A 21316-nucleotide genomic window follows, 5' to 3' on the forward strand; every position below is an offset into this window, starting at 1 on the left:
AATTGTCTCCCCCCTATGGGCGAAAAATAGTCATAATTACGCTTGATTTTAAGATACACCTCAAAGGAAAGGCCTGTCAACGTTTAGCATTTCTGAGAAATTCACCTTCTCTTCCTAGAAAATAAACGTTGACACTAAATGATGCTTTTTCTACACTTAATTGTGTACAATACGTGACCAAGGAGGGTTCAACATGGAAATGAACGTCGAAACGAATTCCTCTCCTACAGCGCAAAAGCCAAGTAAACAAACCGGCTGGCGCATTTGGTGGAGTTTATTACGTCCCCATACATTAACAGCAGCTTTCGTTCCTGTTTTCATCGGAACAGCTTATGCAATGCAGGTCGGAGGTATAAATCAAATACATCTTCCTCTTTTCTTTATGATGCTTCTTGCTTGCCTTCTCATTCAAGCAGCAACGAACATGTTTAATGAATACTTTGATTATAAAAGAGGACTCGATCATGAAGGTTCAGTTGGAATCGGCGGTGCTATCGTCCGCGATGGCATTAAACCAAAAACCGTGCTTAACTTAGCATTCGGATTTTTAGGCATCGCAACGCTATTAGGTGTTTATATTTGTATGAACTCTAGCTGGTGGCTTGCTGCAATCGGTCTTGTTTGTATGGCCGTTGCTTACCTTTACACTGGCGGCCCCATTCCAATTGCATATACACCATTTGGAGAGCTAACAGCAGGATTATTTATGGGTGTCATTATTATTGGTATTTCATTCTTTATCCAAACAGGGGCAGTAACATCAGAAGTGATTTTATTATCTATTCCCAGCTCCATTTTAATTGGTGCAATTTTACTATCTAACAATATTCGTGATTTAGATGGTGATAAAGAAAATGGTCGTAAAACGTTAGCAATTCTCGTTGGACGCGAAAGAGCAGTTGGTGTACTTGCTTCTATGTTCATCGTTTCCTACATTTGGACAATCGCTTTAATCATCGTTAACATCGTATCACCATGGATGCTTATCGTATTCTTAAGTGCACCGAAAGCATTTAAAGCGACGAAAGGCTTTATCGGCAAAAGCATTCCAATGGAAATGGTACCTGCGATGATTTCAACAGCAAAAACAAATACAATTTTCGGTCTCCTAATGGGAATCGGATTATTGCTTGGATACTTCCTATAGAAAGGAGCTGCTTACGCAGCTCCTTTTTTCATATACCAACTTCCCAGCTGAAATTCATCTCATAATTCCTACTCCGAACGCTCATACTATGTAAAGAAACCGAATTGTAGGAAGGTGGACGACTATGTTAACTCCACAACAAATAAATCAATTTAAATCTATTTTAGAAAAACAACAGCAAGAAGTTGAACAAACGATACAAACTCATGAAAATGAAAACCGTGCATCTGAACGTGATTCAGTAGGAGAATTGTCTAGCTATGACAACCATCCAGGTGATATGGCTACAGAATTGTACGAACGTGAGAAAGATTTCGGACTCATCGAATTTTGGCATAAACAGTTAGAAGATACGAAACATGCTCTGCAAAAAATTGAAGCTGGTACGTACGGAATTTGCGAAGTGTCTGGTGAGGAAATTCCATTTGAAAGATTAGAAGCAATGCCAACTGCTACAACGTGTATTCAGCACACTACAAATAAATTAGATATGAACACGCGCCCAGTTGAAGAAGAGGTGCTAGCTCCTTCGTTTCACAAGCACGACGAAGATCATTCTGTTGAATATGATGCTGAAGACGCTTGGCAAGACGTCGCAAATTACGGAACATCAGAAACACCCTCCGATTTAGAAAGACAGGATTCAAAAAACTATAACGGTATGTATGTAAATAGTGAAGAAAATGTTGGTTATGTAGAGGATTTCGAAAACTTTATCGGAACAGATATGTATGGAAAAAACCCACAAGTTTTCGCTACAGAGGAACATGAAGAATATGAACAATTGCTTGATGATTTTGAAGAACGCACCTTTAAAGGTGAATTATCTTCAGATGAGTCTAGTTCTAAAGCATAAAAAAAGCATTCCGAAGTTCGGAATGCTTTTTTTCGCTAGCTAATTAGTTTTTTGTAACGTTAGCTGCTTGTGGTCCGCGGTTTCCATCAACGATTTCGAAAGAAACTTCTTGACCTTCTTCTAAAGTTTTGAAGCCGTCGCCTTGAATAGCTGAGAAATGTACGAATACGTCTTCTCCGCCTTCAACTTCGATGAAGCCAAAACCTTTTTCGCCGTTAAACCATTTAACTTTACCTGTTTGCATGTCATGTACCTCCTAAATAAAAATGAAACTATGAATCCACATGAAAAGGTGGATATAAAGGACATGAATGTATAACAAGCTTACAGCCTTTAATACAACGTGCTTTATTTCCGTACCACATTATGTAGCTCAATAGTGTTTTCACTATATCACGCTGAATCCAAAACGTCAAATGAGAATACTTTCATCCTATCATTTTTTATAATCCTAGTATAATCTTAAATTTCCATTCTATTTTTATTCAAAAATTAACAAAACTACAGTATTTTAATTCCGTTGATTTCTGTACAATATAATTACTACATATGATGAGGTGAAAAAATGCAAGCACATGAAATCGAGTATAAATTATATGGCGATGATATGCAGTTTGTTGAAATTGAATTAGATCCAGAAGAAAGCGTTATCGCTGAGGCTGGCGCAATGATGATGATGGAAGATCATATCGAAATGGAAACGATTTTCGGTGATGGTTCTGGACCATCTAGTGGTCTATTCGGTAAATTAATGGGCGCAGGTAAACGTCTCGTTACAGGTGAAAGTATGTTTATGACTGTATTTACAAATACAGGTCATGGCAAACGACACGTATCATTCGCCGCTCCTTATCCTGGAAAAATTATTCCTGTTGATTTAACAGAATATCAAGGAAAAGTAGTCTGCCAAAAAGATGCATTTCTTTGTGCGGCAAAAGGTGTTTCTATCGGAATCGAATTTACAAAGAAAATTGGAACTGGTTTCTTCGGTGGTGAAGGTTTCATCATGCAGAAACTTGAAGGTGACGGACTCGCTTTCATGCACGCAGGCGGAACAGTATATAAGCGTGAATTGAAATCTGGTGAAAAACTTCGCATTGATACAGGTTGTCTCGTTGCAATGACGAAAGATGTTAACTACGATGTTCAATTCGTTGGAAAAGTAAAAACAGCTCTATTTGGCGGCGAAGGTTTATTCTTCGCAACGTTAGAAGGTCCTGGAACTGTTTGGATTCAGTCCTTAACACTTAGTCGCTTAGCAGCACGCCTTACAAGCCCAGCAGCTCAAAATAGCGGTGAAGGCAGCGTTTTAGGCGGACTCGGTCGCCTTTTAGATGGGAAAGAATAAAACACTAGAAAAAGATAGTCCCCTCCTTCATAGGGAACTATCTTTTTCTTTTGGACTGTATAAACCATTTTGAATCATATAGTATTCCATCGCTTTATTAAGCCATGTCTCTTCTTCCTATAATAAGATAATAAAATTGTTTAAAAAACAAATAAAAGTGTTATAAAGTATAGAAATAGTACTTGACGGATTTGTATTATATACTTATATAAATAAGAAATACATTTAAATGTGGGGCTGATTAAGTGTTTAAATATAACGTATGTTTCTTAAAAAGTAAGGATAAAGTCTTGATGTTGAATCGTGAAAAGGCACCGATTATGGGCGTGTGGAACGGTGTTGGTGGCAAATATGAAATAGGTGAAACTGCTGATGAGGGTGCAATTCGTGAAGTGTTTGAGGAAACAGGATTCAATGTAAATCAGTACTATTCAAAGGGGATCATTACATGGAATACTAGTGATCATAAAAAAGATGGATTATATGTGTATTTATTTGAAGTAGATACAATATTAGAGAGTGAATCTATAAAAAAAACTAGAGAAGGTATTCTCGATTGGAAGCAAATCGATTGGATACTGAATCCCTCTAATTTAGGGATTGCTGAAATGGTAAAAGAATATTTACCTGTTCTATTAGAAAAAGCGGGCGATTATTCATTTGAATATAAAAATGATATATTAATACTTGTAAAATAAAAGTTTTCACATACAGATTTCATAATTAAACACCTTTATTATCTATTTTAAATGAGGAATTTAATAAAGAAACTTAAAGAGTCTTGCTACATGTGAATTGTAATAAGGCTCTTATTTTGCTATTTAAAATTAAACACTTATATTCTCTCTATACACTTCCTCATTACAATTATATCGTACCATCTTATTATAATGTTTTATATAATCCTTCTACATCCTCTACTTTTTCACTTAAAGAATACACCGCCTCTTCTCCGCGGCATACTTAAGAGTTACCTTCATATGCTGACCAACAAAGTTTTGAACTTCTGGATCATCAACTGGTTTTCCAAATAGCCTTTTTTCAAAAAGAATGAATCAAGTCCCTCACTGCATATATTGAACTATACCTTTTCTTAAGGAGGGCTTTCTTGATGCGTACTCCTTTATCCTTCGATAAAGATACTGCCATACTGTTAGCATCTTGCTGCGATCTAACGTATGAACAATATAAACAAAATGGGATTTTTGAAATACCTGATGGATTCCAATATGTACAAGGCTTTCAAGGAAAAGCGATTCAAACGATGGAATGGTTTGGGTTCATATTAGAATCTGAGGATACGATCATTGTAGCTTTTAGGGGCACACAAACAGATACAGATTGGATTATCGATTCACTCGTCAACCAAAGGCCATACCCATACGCTTTAAATAGCGGAAATGTCCATAACGGTTTTCTTTCAATTTATGAATCTTGCCGGGATCCTATTATGGATATGCTCGTGTCATTACCAGCCCATAAGAAACTTCTTGCAACAGGCCATAGCTTAGGAGGTGCACTCGCTACACTACACATACTAGATGCACGTATAAATACTGCCTTCGCACAGTACGGTCTTTATACATTTGCCTCTCCAAAAGTTGGAGATATCGCCTTTCGAAATTATTATAAACTGCAAGTAGCTAGTAGCTTTCGTTTCGTCAACTTATTCGATGTCGTTCCACTTCTCCCTCCCCGAAACATAAATTTTAATGATCGTGATTGGGAATATGCACACGTTCATCACAACATGACATTTACGAAAAATACAAAATCCATTACGAATAATCATTCCATTACAACATACAAAACATGTCTGACCTCTCATTTTTAACCAGTAAACAATTGGAAATTCAATATTTGTATACTATAATAATCTATGAAATTACTTTCGGATGAGGGGACCTTACATGCTAAAATTTATCTTTGCACTTTTTCTTATAATAATTTTTTCGTTTACAGGTTTCTTTACATTTTCATACTTTGCGACAGGGGAATATGGCGGAACAGGTATAATATATACGTTCATGCCTTACCTTTCTTAAGCAAAATAAGTAAAACGAGCTTAATCTCATTAAGCTCGTTTTATTTTTCTAAGCAAGCGTATCCCTGTTTTAAAAGTGAATAAATAAAAGCCCCTTCAAAAGGGGCTTTCATCTAAAAAAGTTTAACAGTATTACCAATACCCCAAATTTCATTACTGTACTGCAAAATTGTTCGATCACTCGCAAAATGCCCCGATTGTGCAATGTTCAAAATCGACATTTCCAGCCATTTCTGCCTATTTTCGTATGCCCTTCCGACAGCTTCTTGTCTTTCAGCATATGGGCTAAAATCTCGAAGAACGAAGTATTCATCATTTTGAATAACGAGAGAATCATAAATCGCTTCAAATTCAGCTCCCGACTGTGCAAAGAAACCATTCGTTAACTGATCTACTACTTTTTTAATATGCATATTGTGGTGATAATAGTCACTTGCACGATATCCACCATTTTGGTAGTAATGAAGAACCTCATCCGCTGTTAAGCCGAAAATGAAGCAGGCATCATCACCGACCCGGTCTTTTATTTCAATATTAGCTCCATCTAACGTTCCGAGTGTAATTGCACCATTCATCATGAATTTCATGTTACCTGTTCCCGATGCTTCTTTACTCGCAGTTGAAATTTGTTCACTTACATCTGCCGCCGGGAATATATCTTCCGCTAAAGAAACTCGGTAGTTTTCTAGAAAGATAACTTTCATAAATTGACTTACGTACGGATCGGTATTTACTTTTCTTGCAAGCTCATTTATTAATTTAATAATTTTCTTCGCATAATAATAGCCAGGTGATGCTTTCGCTCCAAAAATAAAAGTACGCGGGTAAAATGAAAAACTAGTATCCTCTTTTAAACGATTATACAAGTACAAAATATGAAGAACATTTAATAACTGTCGTTTATAGGCATGTAGCCTTTTCACTTGCACATCAAAAATAGAATTTGGATCAATAGTGATCCCCATTTTATTATGAATGCGCTCCGCTAAAATAATCTTACGCTCTTGTTTTACCCCTGCAAGCTTTTCTTGAAAACTAGTATCATGTATGAAGTTTTGCAGTGCTTGTAGCTTAATTGGCTCTTTCTTCCACTCTTCACCAATCGCTTCCGAAATAAGATTCGTCAGCTGCGGATTCGCCTTCATTAGCCAGCGCCTATGAGCAATTCCATTCGTTTTATTATTAAACTTATCTGGATAAAATTCATAGAACAATCGCATTTCACGCTGCTTTAAAATTTCTGTATGAATTTTCGCCACACCGTTAACGCTATGGCTACCAACAATCGCTAAATGAGCCATTTTCACAAGGTCATGTGCAATAATGGCCATGTCCTCAATGCGCTTCCAATCGTACGAATAACGGTCCCAAAGCTCATGACAGAAACGTTCATTAATTTCTTCAATAATCATATAAATTCTCGGTAATAACGGTTTGAAAATGTGAATTGGCCATTTCTCAAGCGCTTCTGATAACGTTGTATGATTCGTATAGGAAATCGTCTGCGTTGTTATGTGCCAAGCTTCTTCCCATGTCAATTTTTCTTCGTCTAATAAAATACGCATAAGTTCTGGAATTGCTAGAACCGGATGTGTATCGTTTATATGAATCGCAATTTTTTCATGTAACTGACGAAGACTACCGTGTCTCTCCCTATGCATACGAACGATGTTTTGCAAACTTGCTGATACGAGGAAATACTGTTGTTTTAAACGAAGTATTTTCCCCTCATCATGCGTATCATCTGGATATAAAAATTCCGATACGGCCTCTGTTTCACGCTTATATTTCAAAATATCTTTGCAGTTTTGCGGGAAAGGAACTGGCTCCGCATTCCAAAGCCGAAGCGTATTTACAGTACTTGTTTCATATCCTACAACTGGAACGTCATATGGTACTGCCATAATAACTTCTGCATTTGTATGCCTGAACTCTAAACGTCCATCAATTTCTAGTGGTTCAACGTTTCCAAAATAACTTACTTCTACGGCTTGGTCATACCTTCTTACTTCCCAAACGTTTTCATGAAGAAGCCACTGTTCTGGAAATTCTACTTGATAGCCGTCAACAATTTTTTGATCAAACAGGCCATGCTTATAACGAATACCACAGCCATGTCCTGGTAAGTTTAAAGAAGCGAGTGAATCGAGGAAACAGGCTGCTAAACGTCCAAGGCCACCATTACCAAGGCCAGCATCTGCTTCAATCTCTTCTAACTCTTGCAAAGAAATTCCAAGTTCAGAAAGCCCCTTTTCACATACATCTCGAATGCCTAAATTTAATATGTTACTGCCTAGCAAACGCCCAAGTAAAAACTCAATGGATAAATAATACATTTGCTTTTGATCTCCAGAACGATAACTTTCATTCGTTGCAATCCATTGACTATTCATATACTCACGTACCATATGACCAAGCGTATTATACTGATCACGGGTTGTAGAATCTTTGAAACTTTTCCCATACATCATTTCTAATTTTTCTAGAAAAGCGGATTTAAAGCTTTCAACATGAGTAAACATTTTTTCACCACCTCAATGTTATTCCATGAGACTTTTATACAATTTCTTATATGCAAGAGCAGATTTCCCCCAGCTATAATCTTCAGTCATCGCTTGCTTTACAAGCTTATCCCATACCGGTTTATCTTGATAAAACTCAATTGCACGAAGAATTGTATGTAACATGTCATGCGCATTAAAATTCGTAAAGCTAAAGCCATTCCCAATTCCAGTTTCCTCATCGTAAGAATGTACAGTATCATTTAATCCGCCTGTTTCTCTTACAATTGGAATCGTGCCATATGCTAGCGCAATAAGTTGTCCAAGTCCACACGGTTCAAACAGCGATGGCATTAAAAACAAATCGCTTCCCGCGTACACTTGGTGCGCTAACGCTTCATTAAATCCAATATATACTTTTACCTTTTCTGGATATTCGTATGCCATCCATTCAAAGAACTGCTCGTATTCAGAATCGCCTGATCCCAAAATAATACATTGTACATCTTCTTCCATTATTTCACGGAATACAGTACGTACTAGATCAAGCCCCTTTTGCTTCGTCAATCGTGTTACCATCGAAATAACTGGTGTATCTTCTTTTTCTGGTAAACCAAAATAACGCTGCAATGCGCGTTTATTTTCACTCTTTTCCTCTAATGACTCTGCACTATACTGAGCCGTAATATATGGATCTGTTTCTGGATTATATACACTCGTATCAATTCCATTTACAATGCCACTAAGCTTATCGTTATGCTTTCGTAGCAATCCATCTAACTTCTCACCGAAAAACTCATATTGAATCTCTTCTTTATATGTCGGGCTAACCGCTGTAATTTGGTCAGATGCGATAATACCGCCTTTCATAAAGTTCACGTTTCCATAAAACTCAAGCTGTTCACTATGAAAATATTCATGACCAAGCTCCAGTAAGTCGTACATCACTTCAGGAGGAAATACACCTTGGAACTGCAAGTTATGAATCGTATATACCGTTTTAATATGCTCATATAACGGGTTATCTTGATACTTTTCACGAAGTAAGAAATTAACCATAGCTGTATGCCAATCATGGCTATGAAGAACATCTACTTCGAAATCAAGATGCGGAATACACTCTAAAACTGCTTTTGAAAAATAAGAAAAACGCTCCCCATCATCATAATGGCCATAGAGAGAATCTCTCTTAAAATAATATTCATTATCTATTAAGTAATACGTAATCCCATCCTGCTCACCTTTTAAAATCCCGCAATATTGGTTTCTCCATCCAAGAGGAACGTTAATTACTTTATGAAGCGTACATCCTTCTCTTAACTCTTTCGGGATAAGACTGTAGTTTGGAAGTATAATGCGAACATTCACTCCTAATTTTTTTAATTCTTTTGGAAGCGCTCCTGCTACATCAGCTAGACCTCCGGATTTAATAAACGGTACACATTCTGATACTGCAAATAAAATATTCACCTGTTGTTCCACTGCACGAAAAGCGTATACATCATAAATCGCTCTTCTTACAGCTTCCTCCCTTCAAGTTTTCATATAGAGTAAAACCTTAATTAGTGGGGGTTTTCTAAATCCCCCACTAATTATGCACCTGCTATTTACGAATAACTGTTGATTGTACTATTTTGTACACTACCTTTTTCTACAACATATGGCTCATCAGCACTTCCTTTTAACACTACGCCGTCGCCAAGTTTCACATCTTTATCAATAATAACACCGTCTATTATGCAATTATCTCCAATTTTGCTCTTTTGCATAATAATACTATTACGAACAATTGAACCTTTTCCAATTTTAACAGAACGGGAGATAACACTATTTTCCACTTCACCTTCAATAATACTACCGTTTGCAATCATCGTATTTTTCACTACTGCACCCTTCATATAACGAGTTGGCGGCTCATCTTTTACTTTCGTAAAGATTGGTGCTTCTTTCTTAAATAATTGCTTCCAAATAGTAGGCTGCAAAATTTCTAGACTATGCTTATAGTAACTTTCAATCGAATCAATGATAGCTACATATCCTGTATGCTCATACGTAGCAATATGCAGTGATTTCCCGCTCTTTTCTCTCACTACATCAAATAAACTGTATTGCTCCACATCTTTATATGTCTCAAATAAGTCTAGCAATAATTGTTTCTTTAACACATATGTTTGAAGCGAAACCCCTTCATGACAAACTTCAGTAATATCTGCAGACGTATGTATATGTCGCTCTAACACCGCTTGAAAGTTTAACGCTGTTACAAGATGGCTATTCGTAATAACAACATATTCTTCTCTGCTTCTTAGAAAATAATCAATATGTCTTCTAAAATGTGCAAAAGATCCAAATTCGTCATGATCACATTGGCAGTTCGGTGGGAATAAAAACAGTCCATCACGCTTTCTATCTAAATCCCACTGTTTTCCTGAACCGACATGATCCATTAAAGAACGATTTTTATGACTTGTAAAAACCGCCACGCTATGAATATTAGAATTCACCATATTTGAAAGCATGAAATCAATGAGGCGGTAACGGCCTCCAAACGGTAATGCCGCTAATGAACGATGCCCTGTTACTTTCTTTAAGGAAGGAAAACTTCCCGTTGCATTAATAATTCCTAACATTTTTTCTCCCATTCATTTCATCCCCCTTTTCTATTTTCCTTCAGCAATTAGTACTACATCATCAACATTTTTTTCTGGACGAATTATTGTCCCATCTTCAATAACCATTTCCGATCCAACGATCGCTCTTTCAATCACAACGTTTTTACCAATCTTTGCCCCCGGCATAACGACAGAATCGATTACCATACTACCTTCTTCCACCGTCACTCCTTGGAATAAAACAGAATGCTTCACGTCCCCTTCAATGACGCACCCTTCATTAATAAGTGACTCTTCTACTTTTGCCTGTTCTGCAATATATTGAGGTGGCTCGTTTGGATTTACAGAATAAATGCGCCAATTACGATCGTTTAAATTCAACGATGTTTCATCGCGAAGTAAATCCATATTCGCTTCCCATAAGCTTTTCACCGTTCCAACATCTTTCCAATATCCTTCAAACGGATACGCCATCAACTTCTTCCCTTCATCTAATAAAAGCGGAAGTACATCTTTTCCAAAGTCATTACTAGATTCAGGGTTTCTTGCATCCATCTCTAAATATTCTTTTAAAATAGCCCAGTTAAAAATATAAATTCCCATTGATGCAAGATTACTTCTTGGAAATTGCGGTTTCTCCTCAAATTCAACAACTTCCATCTCTTCATTTGTATTCATGATGCCAAAGCGACTTGCTTCATCCCATGGCACTTCAATAACAGAAATTGAAACATCTGCTTCTTTCTCAATATGGTAATCTAGCATTTTACTGTAATCCATTTTATAAATATGATCGCCTGATAAAATAAGGACATATTCTGGTTCGTACTGACTTAAATAGTTTAGGTTTTGATAAATAGCACTTGCCGTACCTGTATACCACTTCACACCTGAAGACTCCGCATAAGGAGGTAACACAGTGACTCCACCATTTACACGATCAAGATCCCAAGCGTTTCCGATTCCAATATAATTATGAAGTTCTAACGGTTGATATTGTGTTAAAATCCCTACCGTTTCAATACCGGAGTTTGCACAGTTACTTAACGTAAAATCAATAATGCGATATTTACCACCAAATGGAACAGCTGGCTTGGCTAAATTTTTTGTTAATGCACTTAAACGACTACCTTTTCCCCCTGCTAGTAACATTGCTACGCACTTTTGTTTTTGAGCCATCTTGTTTTTTGCTCCCCTTTCTCGTCTTCACTGGTCGTAATATGGATACGCCAAATGGTGGAATTGTAATTTCTACATGTGCCGCTTGATTATGATATGGCTCTAGAATCGTCTTGAGACGTTTCTTATTAACTTGCCCCGACCCGCCATATTGCACCGCGTCACTGTTTAAAATTTCGTTATAATACTCGAAATCTGGTACACCTACTTTATAGTTTTCATATGTAGCTTTCGTAAAATTACATACGACAACTAACGCATCTTCCTGATTATCCCCTTGGCGGATAAACGAGAAAATACTTTGCTCATTATTATTAGCATCAATCCACTGAAATCCTTCAGACGAGTGATCTAACTGCCAAAGTGGTTTTGAGCGCTTATACAATGCTATGAGCTCTTTAAAGTAATCATGCATGTAACGATGCATTTCAAAATCATGTAAATTCCAATCTAAATCTTCAAGATCTTTCCACTCATCAAATTGCCCGAATTCTCCACCCATAAAGAGTAATTTCTTACCTGGATGAGTAAAGAAATATCCATATAATAAACGAAGTTGGGCGAACTTATCCCAGTAATCTCCCGGCATTTTATTTAATAACGACTTTTTCCCATGAACGACTTCATCATGAGAAAGCGGCAATATGAAGTTTTCAGAGTGAGCATATAGTAAAGAGAATGTCATTTTCTCATGAATGTATTTCCGGTACTCTGGTGCACATTCCATATATTTCAGCACGTCATTCATCCAACCCATATTCCATTTATAATTAAATCCAAGTCCACCCTCGTATGTTGGAGCTGTTACAAGTGGCCAAGCTGTTGAATCTTCTGCTGTCATAAGAAACTCTTCATCTTCTGCAAACACAGCTTCATTTAACTCCCGTAAGAAAGAAACAGCGTGTTCATTGCTTTGCTCTTTTCCTTCTTTATTCCAGTACAGCATATTCGCAACTGCATCTACTCTGAAACCATCAATATGGAAATATCTCATCCAAAATAACGCATTTGAAATTAAGAAATTACGTACTTCTCTCTTCCCTAAATCAAAATTAACAGTTCCCCATACCAGGTTTTCTTGTACATCTATATCTTTATATTCATAAGTCGGTGCCCCATCAAACAAATATAAACCGTGAGCATCTTTACAAAAATGCCCCGGCACCCAATCTAAAATGACACCGATTCCATATTTATGACATTCATCGACAAAATACATCAAATCATGTGGCGTGCCGAATCTACTTGTCGCTGCATAATATCCCGTTCCTTGATATCCCCAAGAACGATCATATGGATGCTCAACAAGCGGCATAATTTCAATATGTGTAAATTGATGTTCCACCACATACGGAATGAGCGCCTCAGCCATTTCTCTGTAAGAATACAGAGCACCATCTTCTTTCTTTTTCCAAGAACCGAAATGTAATTCATAAACTGTCATCGCTTCTTTATAAATCGATTTTTTCTTTCTCTTACGAATCCAGTTTTTATCATTCCATTCATATCCCTCTATATCAAAAACTACAGATGCCGTATTTGGTCTTACTTCTGCATATACTGCGTAAGGATCTGCTTTTAAAATAACGTCACCGTCCATCGTTTCAATCGCATACTTATATATCTCATTCTCTTCAATATGCGGTGCAAACAAGGACCAAATCCCCTCTTCTGTCACTTGTAGCATCTTATGTTGCTTATAATCCCATTCATTAAAATCCCCAACAACACTCATTGCTTTCGCATGAGGAGCCCATACTGTGAATCGTACACCTCGCATCCCATCTTCCGTCACAATATGTGCCCCAAAGATGTTATAACTGTCATAGTACTTTTCTGTATGAAACTCATCTCGTTTCACTTCTTCACAATTTATTACATCCAATATGTTCACCTCACTAAGATGACAGAAATTTTTTACTCTTTATCATTTCTGCAAAAAACTGAAATATCCTTGTTGTTTTTTAAAAAATATTCGTTTTTTTCTTAAATTTCACTTAAAATATTTACGTTTATCGTGTAAAATATCGAATTTTGACGAATATTCATTGCAAACGCTTCATTTCCCTTGCTATTTCTCACCCTTCATTGTTGCTCAATATTACTTTATTGATTTCTCCCTGTTTTTCACACTATTTTTCACGTGAAATTCAAACAAAATAATCTGTTATAAAAAAATGTTTCTCAACATTTTTTGTCACGAAATTTATTGAAATGTAAAATTCATAAGCACATACTCGTTCTTAATAACGAACAATGAACTTTCGCAACTACAATTCATACTGAAATGCTATGTTTACTTATTTCATGCTCGTTGCGAATGTTTGCTGTAAAAATCAAACTAGATGGCTTTCTTATGTCATTGAAACAAAAAGTAGGAATGGGAGTTGTCACTGCATCACTAGGCTTATCACTTACATTTGGCGGTGTATTCGCCTATTTCAGCGACTCCGAAACATCGGGTAATTCATTTCAAGACGTCTAACACCGAAAAAATAACATATAAAAGCACTCTATTCGAAAATAGAGTGCTTTTTTCTATAAACGACCCTTATCCAGCAAAAGGGGTATATTGGGGATATACAAGGGAAACCGGAAAAGGAATTTATATTAATTTATATAAAGTGAAACTATAATCAGTGGGGCTTTTGTTCATCTCCCACCTAACTTCTTCGCTCCAACCAAATTTTGAGGTGGGAGTTTTACTGCCCGCAAATAGCGGGATAAATTCAGAGGTAGGAAGCAGTTTCCCGCCTCTGAATTATTTAGCAATTATTATAGTACTGGTGCCATTGTTTCTTTTAATACTTTTACAGAATGAGCGAATTTCGCTTTTTCTTCTTCGTTTAATTCAAGTTCTACGATTTCACGTACACCTTCGCGGTTAATAACAGCTGGAACACCTACGTAAGCATCTTTCTCACCATATTGGCCTTCAAGGTATGCAGATACAGTTAATACGCTGTTCTCGTTGCTTAAGATCGCTTTAGTTACACGAAGTAGTGACATACCGATTCCGTAGTAAGTTGCGCCTTTACGCTCGATAATGTGGTAAGCTGCATCGCGTACATTTTCAAAGATTTTATCTAAATCTTCTTGGTTATACTGTTCGTTGTTCGCTAAGATTGTTTCTAGTTTTTGTACACCTACAGTAGCATGGCTCCATACTGGAAGTTCAGTATCACCGTGCTCACCAACGATGTAAGCATGGACGTTACGTGGATCTACATCTAAGTAGTCACCTAACATGTAACGGAAACGAGCAGAGTCTAAAGTTGTACCAGAACCAATTACGCGCTCTTTTGGAAGACCAGATTCTTTCCAAGTTACGTAAGTTAAAATATCAACTGGGTTTGTTGCGATTAAGAAGATTCCATCGAATCCGCTATCCATAATACCGCGAACGATTTGTTTAAAGATCTTTGTATTTTTCTCAACTAAGTCTAAACGAGTTTCGCCTGGCTTTTGTGGTAATCCAGCAGTGATAACAACTAAATCTGCATCTTTACAATCTGCATAGCTACCGCTCCAAACTTTTGTTGGTGCTGGAGAGAATGGTACCGCATGGCTTAAGTCCATTGCTTCCCCTTCTGCTTTTGCTTCATTAACATCTACTAGTACGAATTCTTCAGCTACACCTTGGTTGATCATTGAGTAAGCATAACTACAACCTACAGCTCCTGTTCCTACTAATACTACGCGATTGATACCTTTTTTCATGTTAATTTCCCCTTTCAATTGTTTACATCTATTTTTTATTATTGTTTAAGTAAGTAATTAAAATACTAATTTAATGTTGTTTAACTTCTTTACATTCATATTGTAGCACGGATTATTGTGAATTACTTCACAAATTATGACCTATTTGTGAACTTTTTCACATAGAGTGTAAAGTTATTAGAGTGCGGGTGAAATCCATCTCAATGGAGGCGTTTTCTTTAGATTGTGAAAGGGGTGGACTTTGGTTTTTATCGGTAAGTGAAATTATATCGGCGATTTTCTGAATATATCGACCATAACTCCAAATATATCAGCGATTATTTAAATATATCGACCGTAACTCAAATTATATCAGCGATTTTTGCAATATATCGACTTACCGACAAAACCCGACAAGGATAGCACCATAAAGAAGCTCTCTCTTTTCTATTAATTAGACGATTCAAATAGAAAAAAGTATACAACATTTTTTAATCAGTGGGGCGGTTGTTCACCCCCACTGATTATTAGCCCACACCAATCGGGCTTTTACGAGCAGTTGATCTCCCACCTAACTTCTTTGCTCATGCCAAAATTTGAGGTGAGAGTCTTACTGCCCACAAATAGCGGGATAAAAAAAGCAGACTACTAATAGTCTGCTTTAAATAAAATATACACAACAAAAAAGAGATAGCAGATTATGCTATCTCTTTTAGTATGACCCGTACGGGATTCGAACCCGTGTTACCGCCGTGAAAGGGCGGTGTCTTAACCACTTGACCAACGGGCCAAAATCTGGCAGAGAAGAAGGGATTCGAACCCTCGCACCGCGTTCGCGATCTACTCCCTTAGCAGGGGAGCCCCTTGAGCCACTTGGGTACTTCTCTATAATATGGCTCCGCAGGTAGGACTCGAACCTACGACCGATCGGTTAACAGCCGATAGCTCTACCACTGAGCTACTGCGGAATAATTATGGTGGGCCTAAATGGACTCGAACCATCGACCTCACGCTTATCAGGCGTGCGCTCTAACCAGCTGAGCTATAGGCCCATAAAAAGCGGGTGAAGAGAATCGAACTCTCGACCAGAGCTTGGAAGGCTCTTGTTTTACCACTAAACTACACCCGCATTAAATTAAAAATGGTGAGCCATGAAGGATTCGAACCTTCGACCCTCTGATTAAAAGTCAGATGCTCTACCAACTGAGCTAATGGCTCATTTTGAAAGTGGTGCCGGCTAGAGGACTTGAACCCCCAACCTACTGATTACAAGTCAGTTGCTCTACCAATTGAGCTAAGCCGGCTTGCGATTTCAAAATGGTGGCTCGGGACGGAATCGAACCGCCGACACGAGGATTTTCAGTCCTCTGCTCTACCGACTGAGCTACCGAGCCTTTATGTAAAAAAATGGCGGTCCCGACCGGGGTCGAACCGGCGATCTCCTGCGTGACAGGCAGGCATGTTAACCACTACACCACGGGACCATTTGGTTGCGGGGACAGGATTTGAACCTGCGACCTTCGGGTTATGAGCCCGACGAGCTACCGTACTGCTCCACCCCGCGATGATATAATATTTAATTTAGAAAAAATGGAGGAGGTAGAGGGATTCGAACCCCCGCGCGACTCTCGCCGCCTGTCGGTTTTCAAGACCGATCCCTTCAGCCGAACTTGGGTATACCTCCGAGATATGAACTTTGAGTGGTGGACCTTGTAGGACTCGAACCTACGACCGGACGGTTATGAGCCGTCTGCTCTAACCAGCTGAGCTAAAGGTCCTTATGGTAGCGGCGGAGGGGATCGAACCCCCGACCTCACGGGTATGAACCGTACGCTCTAGCCAGCTGAGCTACACCGCCATAAGTGATATTCAAATAAGTGGAGCCTAGCGGGATCGAACCGCTGACCTCCTGCGTGCAAGGCAGGCGCTCTCCCAGCTGAGCTAAGGCCCCATATGTTGAAATATCGGGAAGACAGGATTTGAACCTGCGACCCCCTGGTCCCAAACCAGGTGCTCTACCAAGCTGAGCCACTTCCCGTTAATAAAAAACGCGCCCGAGAGGAGTCGAACCCCTAACCTCTTGATCCGTAGTCAAACGCTCTATCCAATTGAGCTACGGGCGCATATGGTGCCGAGGGCGGGGGTCGAACCCGCACGGTGGTCACCCACCGCAGGATTTTAAGTCCTGTGCGTCTGCCTGTTCCGCCACCCCGGCATGTCATATTGAAAATTGGAGCGGAAGACGGGATTCGAACCCGCGACCCCAACCTTGGCAAGGTTGTATTCTACCACTGAACTACTTCCGCAAGACATGTATGAGTTATTTTATTAAAAGTGCGGGTGAAGGGAGTCGAACCCCCACGCCAAAGGCGCCAGATCCTAAGTCTGGTGCGTCTGCCAATTCCGCCACACCCGCATATTATAATTTTAAAAGAAAAAATGGGGCGACTGATGGGAATTGAACCCACGAATGCCGGAGCCACAATCCGGTGCGTTAACCACTTCGCCACAACCGCCATGATTTTCTGGTGCCGACTAGAGGACTTGAACCCCCAACCTACTGATTACAAGTCAGTTGCTCTACCAATTGAGCTAAGTCGGCTAGAATGGTGGAGGATGACGGGATCGAACCGCCGACCCCCTGCTTGTAAGGCAGGTGCTCTCCCAGCTGAGCTAATCCTCCGAATTGCCTGGCAACGTCCTACTCTCACAGGGACAAGGTCCCAACTACCATCGGCGCTAGAGAGCTTAACTTCCGTGTTCGGTATGGGAACGGGTGTGACCTCTCTGCCATCATTACCAGACTGTATTCATTTAAGACAATAATTATCATAACTTATTCGACATTTAAAGTCAATAAGTTTTTTATATTCTTTCAAAACTAGATAACATCGCTTCATATTATATGGTTAAGTCCTCGATCTATTAGTATTCGTCAGCTCCACATGTCACCATGCTTCCACCTCGAACCTATCAACCTGATCATCTTTCAGGGATCTTACTAGCTTACGCTATGGGAAATCTCATCTTGAGGGGGGCTTCATGCTTAGATGCTTTCAGCACTTATCCCTTCCGCACATAGCTACCCAGCTATGCCCTTGGCAGAACAACTGGTACACCAGCGGTGCGTCCATCCCGGTCCTCTCGTACTAAGGACAGCTCCTCTCAAATTTCCTGCGCCCACGACGGATAGGGACCGAACTGTCTCACGACGTTCTGAACCCAGCTCGCGTACCGCTTTAATGGGCGAACAGCCCAACCCTTGGGACCGACTACAGCCCCAGGATGCGATGAGCCGACATCGAGGTGCCAAACCTCCCCGTCGATGTGGACTCTTGGGGGAGATAAGCCTGTTATCCCCGGGGTAGCTTTTATCCGTTGAGCGATGGCCCTTCCATGCGGAACCACCGGATCACTAAGCCCGACTTTCGTCCCTGCTCGACTTGTAGGTCTCGCAGTCAAGCTCCCTTATGCCTTTGCACTCTACGAATGATTTCCAACCATTCTGAGGGAACCTTTGGGCGCCTCCGTTACACTTTAGGAGGCGACCGCCCCAGTCAAACTGCCCACCTGACACTGTCTCCCGGGTCGATAAGACCCGTAGGTTAGAATTTCAATACAGTCAGGGCGGTATCCCACCAGCGCCTCCACCGAAGCTAGCGCTCCGGTTTCAATGGCTCCCGCCTATCCTGTACAAACTGTACCAAAATTCAATATCAGGCTACAGTAAAGCTCCACGGGGTCTTTCCGTCCTGTCGCGGGTAACCTGCATCTTCACAGGTACTATAATTTCACCGAGTCTCTGGTTGAGACAGTGCCCAAATCGTTACACCTTTCGTGCGGGTCGGAACTTACCCGACAAGGAATTTCGCTACCTTAGGACCGTTATAGTTACGGCCGCCGTTTACTGGGGCTTCAGTTCAGAGCTTCGCTTACGCTAACCCCTCTCCTTAACCTTCCAGCACCGGGCAGGTGTCAGCCCCTATACTTCGCCTTACGGCTTCGCAGAGACCTGTGTTTTTGCTAAACAGTCGCTTGGGCCTATTCACTGCGGCTTTCCGTTAAGAAAGCACCCCTTCTCCCGAAGTTACGGGGTCATTTTGCCGAGTTCCTTAACCAGAGTTCTCTCGCACACCTTAGGATTCTCTCCTCGCCTACCTGTGTCGGTTTGCGGTACAGGCACCTTTTATCTCGCTAGAAGCTTTTCTTGGCAGCGGGGAATCAAAGACTTCGCTCCATAAGGAGCTTCCCCATCACAGCTCAGCCTTCACGATAAGCGGATTTGCCTACTTATCAGCCTAACTGCTTGGACGTGCACAACCAATCGCACGCTTCTTCTATCCTTCTGCGTCCCTCCATTGCTCAAACGATAAAGAGGTGGTACAGGAATATCAACCTGTTGTCCATCGCCTACGCCTGTCGGCCTCGGCTTAGGTCCTGACTAACCCTGAGCGGACGAGCCTTCCTCAGGAAACCTTAGGCATTCGGTGGACGGGATTCTCACCCGTCTTTCGCTACTCATACCGGCATTCTCACTTCTAAGCGCTCCACCAGTCCTTCCGGTCTGACTTCACTGCACTTAGAACGCTCCCCTACCACTGATACCATTGGTATCAATTCGCAGCTTCGGTGGTGTATTTAGCCCCGGTACATTTTCGGCGCAGAGTCACTCGACTAGTGAGCTATTACGCACTCTTTAAATGGTGGCTGCTTCTGAGCCAACATCCTAGTTGTCTAAGCAACTCCACATCCTTTTCCACTTAATACACACTTTGGGACCTTAGCTGGCGATCTGGGCTGTTTCCCTCTTGACTACGGATCTTATCACTCGCAGTCTGACTCCTAAGGATAAGTCATTGGCATTCGGAGTTTGACTGAATTCGGTAATCCGATGAGGACCCCTAGTTCAATCAGTGCTCTACCTCCAAGACTCTTACACTTAAGGCTAGCCCTAAAGCTATTTCGGGGAGAACCAGCTATCTCCAGGTTCGATTGGAATTTCTCCGCTACCCACACCTCATCCCCGCACTTTTCAACGTGCGTGGGTTCGGGCCTCCATTCAGTGTTACCTGAACTTCACCCTGGACATGGGTAGATCACCTGGTTTCGGGTCTACGACCACGTACTAAACGCCCTATTCAGACTCGCTTTCGCTGCGGCTCCGCCTCTTCAGCTTAACCTCGCACGGGATCGTAACTCGCCGGTTCATTCTACAAAAGGCACGCCATCACCCATTAACGGGCTCTGACTATTTGTAGGCACACGGTTTCAGGATCTCTTTCACTCCCCTTCCGGGGTGCTTTTCACCTTTCCCTCACGGTACTGGTTCACTATCGATCACTAGGGAGTATTTAGCCTTGGGAGATGGTCCTCCCAGATTCCGACGGAATTTCACGTGTTCCGCCGTACTCAGGATACATTCAAGAGAGAACGAAGTTTCGACTACGGGGTTATTACCCTCTGTGACGGACCTTTCCAGGTCGCTTCGTCTACCTCGTTCCTTTGTAACTCCGTATAGAATGTCCTACAACCCCAAGAGGCAAGCCTCTTGGTTTGGGCTAGATTCCGTTTCGCTCGCCGCTACTCAGGAAATCGCATTTGCTTTCTCTTCCTCCAGGTACTTAGATGTTTCAGTTCCCTGGGTCTGTCTTCCATACCCTATGTATTCAGGTAAGGATACCATACCATTACGTATAGTGGGTTTCCCCATTCGGAAATCTTCGGATCAAAGCTTACTTACAGCTCCCCGAAGCATATCGGCGTTAGTCCCGTCCTTCATCGACTCCTAGTGTCAAGGCATCCACCGTGCGCCCTTTCTAACTTAACCAAACTAAAATTAAAAAAATATGAGCTACACTGTTATCTAGTTTTCAAAGAACATACATTTAAACTTGAGAGATAGTTCTCTCAAAACTGAACGAAACGAAACA

Annotated in this window: 12 protein-coding genes, 22 tRNA genes, 2 rRNA genes and 2 pseudogenes; 6 read left to right on the top strand and 32 right to left on the bottom strand. The window is 40.3% G+C overall.

From position 1 onward, the window contains the following. The first annotated feature begins 193 nt into the window (after positions 1–193). On the top strand, positions 194–1147 hold the full coding sequence (locus EXW56_RS23290) for a 1,4-dihydroxy-2-naphthoate polyprenyltransferase (protein WP_002112545.1): 954 nt from the start codon (positions 194–196) through the stop codon (positions 1145–1147). Between the two features lie 124 nt (positions 1148–1271). Continuing rightward, positions 1272–2003, top strand: a complete 732-nt coding sequence (locus tag EXW56_RS23295; protein WP_002112546.1) for a yteA family sporulation protein — start codon at positions 1272–1274, stop codon at positions 2001–2003. Between the two features lie 43 nt (positions 2004–2046). On the opposite strand, the gene cspD is transcribed toward EXW56_RS23295, so the two are convergent. Continuing rightward, the gene (gene cspD / locus EXW56_RS23300; protein ID WP_001193051.1) at positions 2047–2247 is read right to left on the bottom strand and encodes a cold-shock protein CspD; all 201 of its coding nucleotides are present in this window, start codon (positions 2245–2247) and stop codon (positions 2047–2049) included. 321 nt (positions 2248–2568) lie between these two features. Between cspD and EXW56_RS23305 the strand changes: the two genes are divergently transcribed. Next, entirely contained in the window at positions 2569–3351 is a 783-nt protein-coding gene (locus tag EXW56_RS23305; protein WP_215597007.1) for a TIGR00266 family protein, read from the top strand. Between the two features lie 27 nt (positions 3352–3378). Here EXW56_RS23305 and EXW56_RS28015 read toward each other — a convergent pair. Further along, positions 3379–3468 (bottom strand): annotated as a pseudogene (locus tag EXW56_RS28015) (MerR family transcriptional regulator); the annotation flags it as partial. A gap of 128 nt (positions 3469–3596) precedes the next feature. On the opposite strand from EXW56_RS28015, the gene EXW56_RS23310 reads away from it, so the two are divergent. Continuing rightward, positions 3597–4049 (top strand): NUDIX hydrolase, encoded by a 453-nt coding sequence (locus EXW56_RS23310; RefSeq protein WP_215597008.1) that lies wholly within the window; start codon positions 3597–3599, stop codon positions 4047–4049. A 413-nt stretch (positions 4050–4462) separates the two neighbouring features. Then, positions 4463–5185, top strand: coding sequence for a lipase family protein (locus EXW56_RS23315; protein ID WP_002112553.1), 723 nt, complete (start codon positions 4463–4465; stop codon positions 5183–5185). A gap of 323 nt (positions 5186–5508) precedes the next feature. On the opposite strand, the gene glgP is transcribed toward EXW56_RS23315, so the two are convergent. The 5 genes from glgP to glgB all read right to left on the bottom strand — a co-directional run bounded on the left by glgP (position 5509) and on the right by glgB (position 13572). Continuing rightward, positions 5509–7917 carry a glycogen phosphorylase gene (glgP, locus tag EXW56_RS23320; protein WP_002198995.1) on the bottom strand — a complete coding sequence of 803 codons (2409 nt, stop codon included), beginning with the start codon at positions 7915–7917 and terminating at the stop codon, positions 5509–5511. An 18-nt stretch (positions 7918–7935) separates the two neighbouring features. Next, the gene (gene glgA, locus EXW56_RS23325) at positions 7936–9366 is read right to left on the bottom strand and encodes a glycogen synthase GlgA (protein ID WP_002112556.1); all 1431 of its coding nucleotides are present in this window, start codon (positions 9364–9366) and stop codon (positions 7936–7938) included. Between the two features lie 137 nt (positions 9367–9503). Next, entirely contained in the window at positions 9504–10538 is a 1035-nt protein-coding gene (glgD, locus tag EXW56_RS23330) for a glucose-1-phosphate adenylyltransferase subunit GlgD (RefSeq protein WP_002160052.1), read from the bottom strand. Between the two features lie 18 nt (positions 10539–10556). Beyond that, on the bottom strand, positions 10557–11687 hold the full coding sequence (glgC, locus tag EXW56_RS23335; protein WP_000057600.1) for a glucose-1-phosphate adenylyltransferase: 1131 nt from the start codon (positions 11685–11687) through the stop codon (positions 10557–10559). Beyond that, positions 11635–13572, bottom strand: a complete 1938-nt coding sequence (gene glgB, locus EXW56_RS23340; RefSeq protein ID WP_204208786.1) for a 1,4-alpha-glucan branching protein GlgB — start codon at positions 13570–13572, stop codon at positions 11635–11637. Before glgB ends, glgC begins: the two co-directional genes overlap by 53 nt. Positions 13573–14043: 471 nt before the next feature. Between glgB and EXW56_RS23345 the strand changes: the two are divergent. After that, positions 14044–14163: pseudogene (locus EXW56_RS23345) on the top strand (TasA family protein); the annotation flags it as partial. Positions 14164–14462: 299 nt separating this feature from the next. On the opposite strand, the gene EXW56_RS23350 reads toward EXW56_RS23345, so the two are convergent. From EXW56_RS23350 to EXW56_RS23470, 25 genes are all read right to left on the bottom strand, one after another. Further along, the gene (locus EXW56_RS23350) at positions 14463–15407 is read right to left on the bottom strand and encodes an L-lactate dehydrogenase (RefSeq protein ID WP_002112560.1); all 945 of its coding nucleotides are present in this window, start codon (positions 15405–15407) and stop codon (positions 14463–14465) included. 697 nt (positions 15408–16104) lie between these two features. Then, a tRNA-Glu gene (locus EXW56_RS23355) sits at positions 16105–16176 on the bottom strand. Positions 16177–16182: 6 nt separating this feature from the next. Beyond that, positions 16183–16273: transfer RNA gene (locus tag EXW56_RS23360), tRNA-Ser, on the bottom strand. A gap of 6 nt (positions 16274–16279) precedes the next feature. Beyond that, positions 16280–16354: transfer RNA gene (locus tag EXW56_RS23365), tRNA-Asn, on the bottom strand. A gap of 7 nt (positions 16355–16361) precedes the next feature. Further along, positions 16362–16438, bottom strand: a tRNA-Ile gene (locus tag EXW56_RS23370). A 6-nt stretch (positions 16439–16444) separates the two neighbouring features. Continuing rightward, positions 16445–16515, bottom strand: a tRNA-Gly gene (locus EXW56_RS23375). Between the two features lie 13 nt (positions 16516–16528). Continuing rightward, positions 16529–16604, bottom strand: a tRNA-Lys gene (locus EXW56_RS23380). Between the two features lie 10 nt (positions 16605–16614). Continuing rightward, positions 16615–16690 (bottom strand) — tRNA-Thr (locus EXW56_RS23385). A 14-nt stretch (positions 16691–16704) separates the two neighbouring features. After that, positions 16705–16780, bottom strand: a tRNA-Phe gene (locus EXW56_RS23390). Positions 16781–16794: 14 nt separating this feature from the next. Then, positions 16795–16870 (bottom strand) — tRNA-Asp (locus EXW56_RS23395). A gap of 3 nt (positions 16871–16873) precedes the next feature. Then, a tRNA-Met gene (locus EXW56_RS23400) sits at positions 16874–16950 on the bottom strand. A gap of 27 nt (positions 16951–16977) precedes the next feature. After that, a tRNA-Ser gene (locus tag EXW56_RS23405) sits at positions 16978–17070 on the bottom strand. A gap of 17 nt (positions 17071–17087) precedes the next feature. Continuing rightward, positions 17088–17164 (bottom strand) — tRNA-Ile (locus tag EXW56_RS23410). A 3-nt stretch (positions 17165–17167) separates the two neighbouring features. Beyond that, positions 17168–17244: transfer RNA gene (locus EXW56_RS23415), tRNA-Met, on the bottom strand. Between the two features lie 20 nt (positions 17245–17264). Further along, positions 17265–17337, bottom strand: a tRNA-Ala gene (locus tag EXW56_RS23420). A 13-nt stretch (positions 17338–17350) separates the two neighbouring features. Then, positions 17351–17424, bottom strand: a tRNA-Pro gene (locus EXW56_RS23425). 11 nt (positions 17425–17435) lie between these two features. Next, positions 17436–17509: transfer RNA gene (locus tag EXW56_RS23430), tRNA-Arg, on the bottom strand. A 3-nt stretch (positions 17510–17512) separates the two neighbouring features. Next, a tRNA-Leu gene (locus tag EXW56_RS23435) sits at positions 17513–17601 on the bottom strand. A 16-nt stretch (positions 17602–17617) separates the two neighbouring features. After that, positions 17618–17692, bottom strand: a tRNA-Gly gene (locus EXW56_RS23440). 29 nt (positions 17693–17721) lie between these two features. Beyond that, positions 17722–17802 (bottom strand) — tRNA-Leu (locus tag EXW56_RS23445). A gap of 24 nt (positions 17803–17826) precedes the next feature. After that, positions 17827–17902 (bottom strand) — tRNA-His (locus EXW56_RS23450). 10 nt (positions 17903–17912) lie between these two features. Continuing rightward, positions 17913–17988 (bottom strand) — tRNA-Thr (locus EXW56_RS23455). 5 nt (positions 17989–17993) lie between these two features. Next, positions 17994–18069 (bottom strand) — tRNA-Val (locus tag EXW56_RS23460). Between the two features lie 5 nt (positions 18070–18074). Next, positions 18075–18190: ribosomal RNA gene (gene rrf / locus EXW56_RS23465) — 5S ribosomal RNA — on the bottom strand. Between the two features lie 101 nt (positions 18191–18291). Continuing rightward, positions 18292–21213 (bottom strand): 23S ribosomal RNA (locus tag EXW56_RS23470). Positions 21214–21316: the final 103 nt, after the last annotated feature.

This window comes from Bacillus mycoides (genome assembly GCF_018742245.1).
In the GTDB taxonomy this organism is placed as follows: Bacteria; Bacillota; Bacilli; order Bacillales; family Bacillaceae_G; genus Bacillus_A; species Bacillus_A cereus_U.

Coding starts and splice junctions, on each gene's coding strand:
- EXW56_RS23290 (WP_002112545.1), top strand. CDS start 194: ATGGAAATGAACGTCGAAACGAATTCCTCTCCTACAGCGCAAAAGCCA.
- EXW56_RS23295 (WP_002112546.1), top strand. CDS start 1,272: ATGTTAACTCCACAACAAATAAATCAATTTAAATCTATTTTAGAAAAA.
- cspD (WP_001193051.1), bottom strand. CDS start 2,247: ATGCAAACAGGTAAAGTTAAATGGTTTAACGGCGAAAAAGGTTTTGGC.
- EXW56_RS23305 (WP_215597007.1), top strand. CDS start 2,569: ATGCAAGCACATGAAATCGAGTATAAATTATATGGCGATGATATGCAG.
- EXW56_RS23315 (WP_002112553.1), top strand. CDS start 4,463: ATGCGTACTCCTTTATCCTTCGATAAAGATACTGCCATACTGTTAGCA.
- glgP (WP_002198995.1), bottom strand. CDS start 7,917: ATGTTTACTCATGTTGAAAGCTTTAAATCCGCTTTTCTAGAAAAATTA.
- glgD (WP_002160052.1), bottom strand. CDS start 10,538: ATGGGAGAAAAAATGTTAGGAATTATTAATGCAACGGGAAGTTTTCCT.
- glgC (WP_000057600.1), bottom strand. CDS start 11,687: ATGGCTCAAAAACAAAAGTGCGTAGCAATGTTACTAGCAGGGGGAAAA.
- EXW56_RS23350 (WP_002112560.1), bottom strand. CDS start 15,407: ATGAAAAAAGGTATCAATCGCGTAGTATTAGTAGGAACAGGAGCTGTA.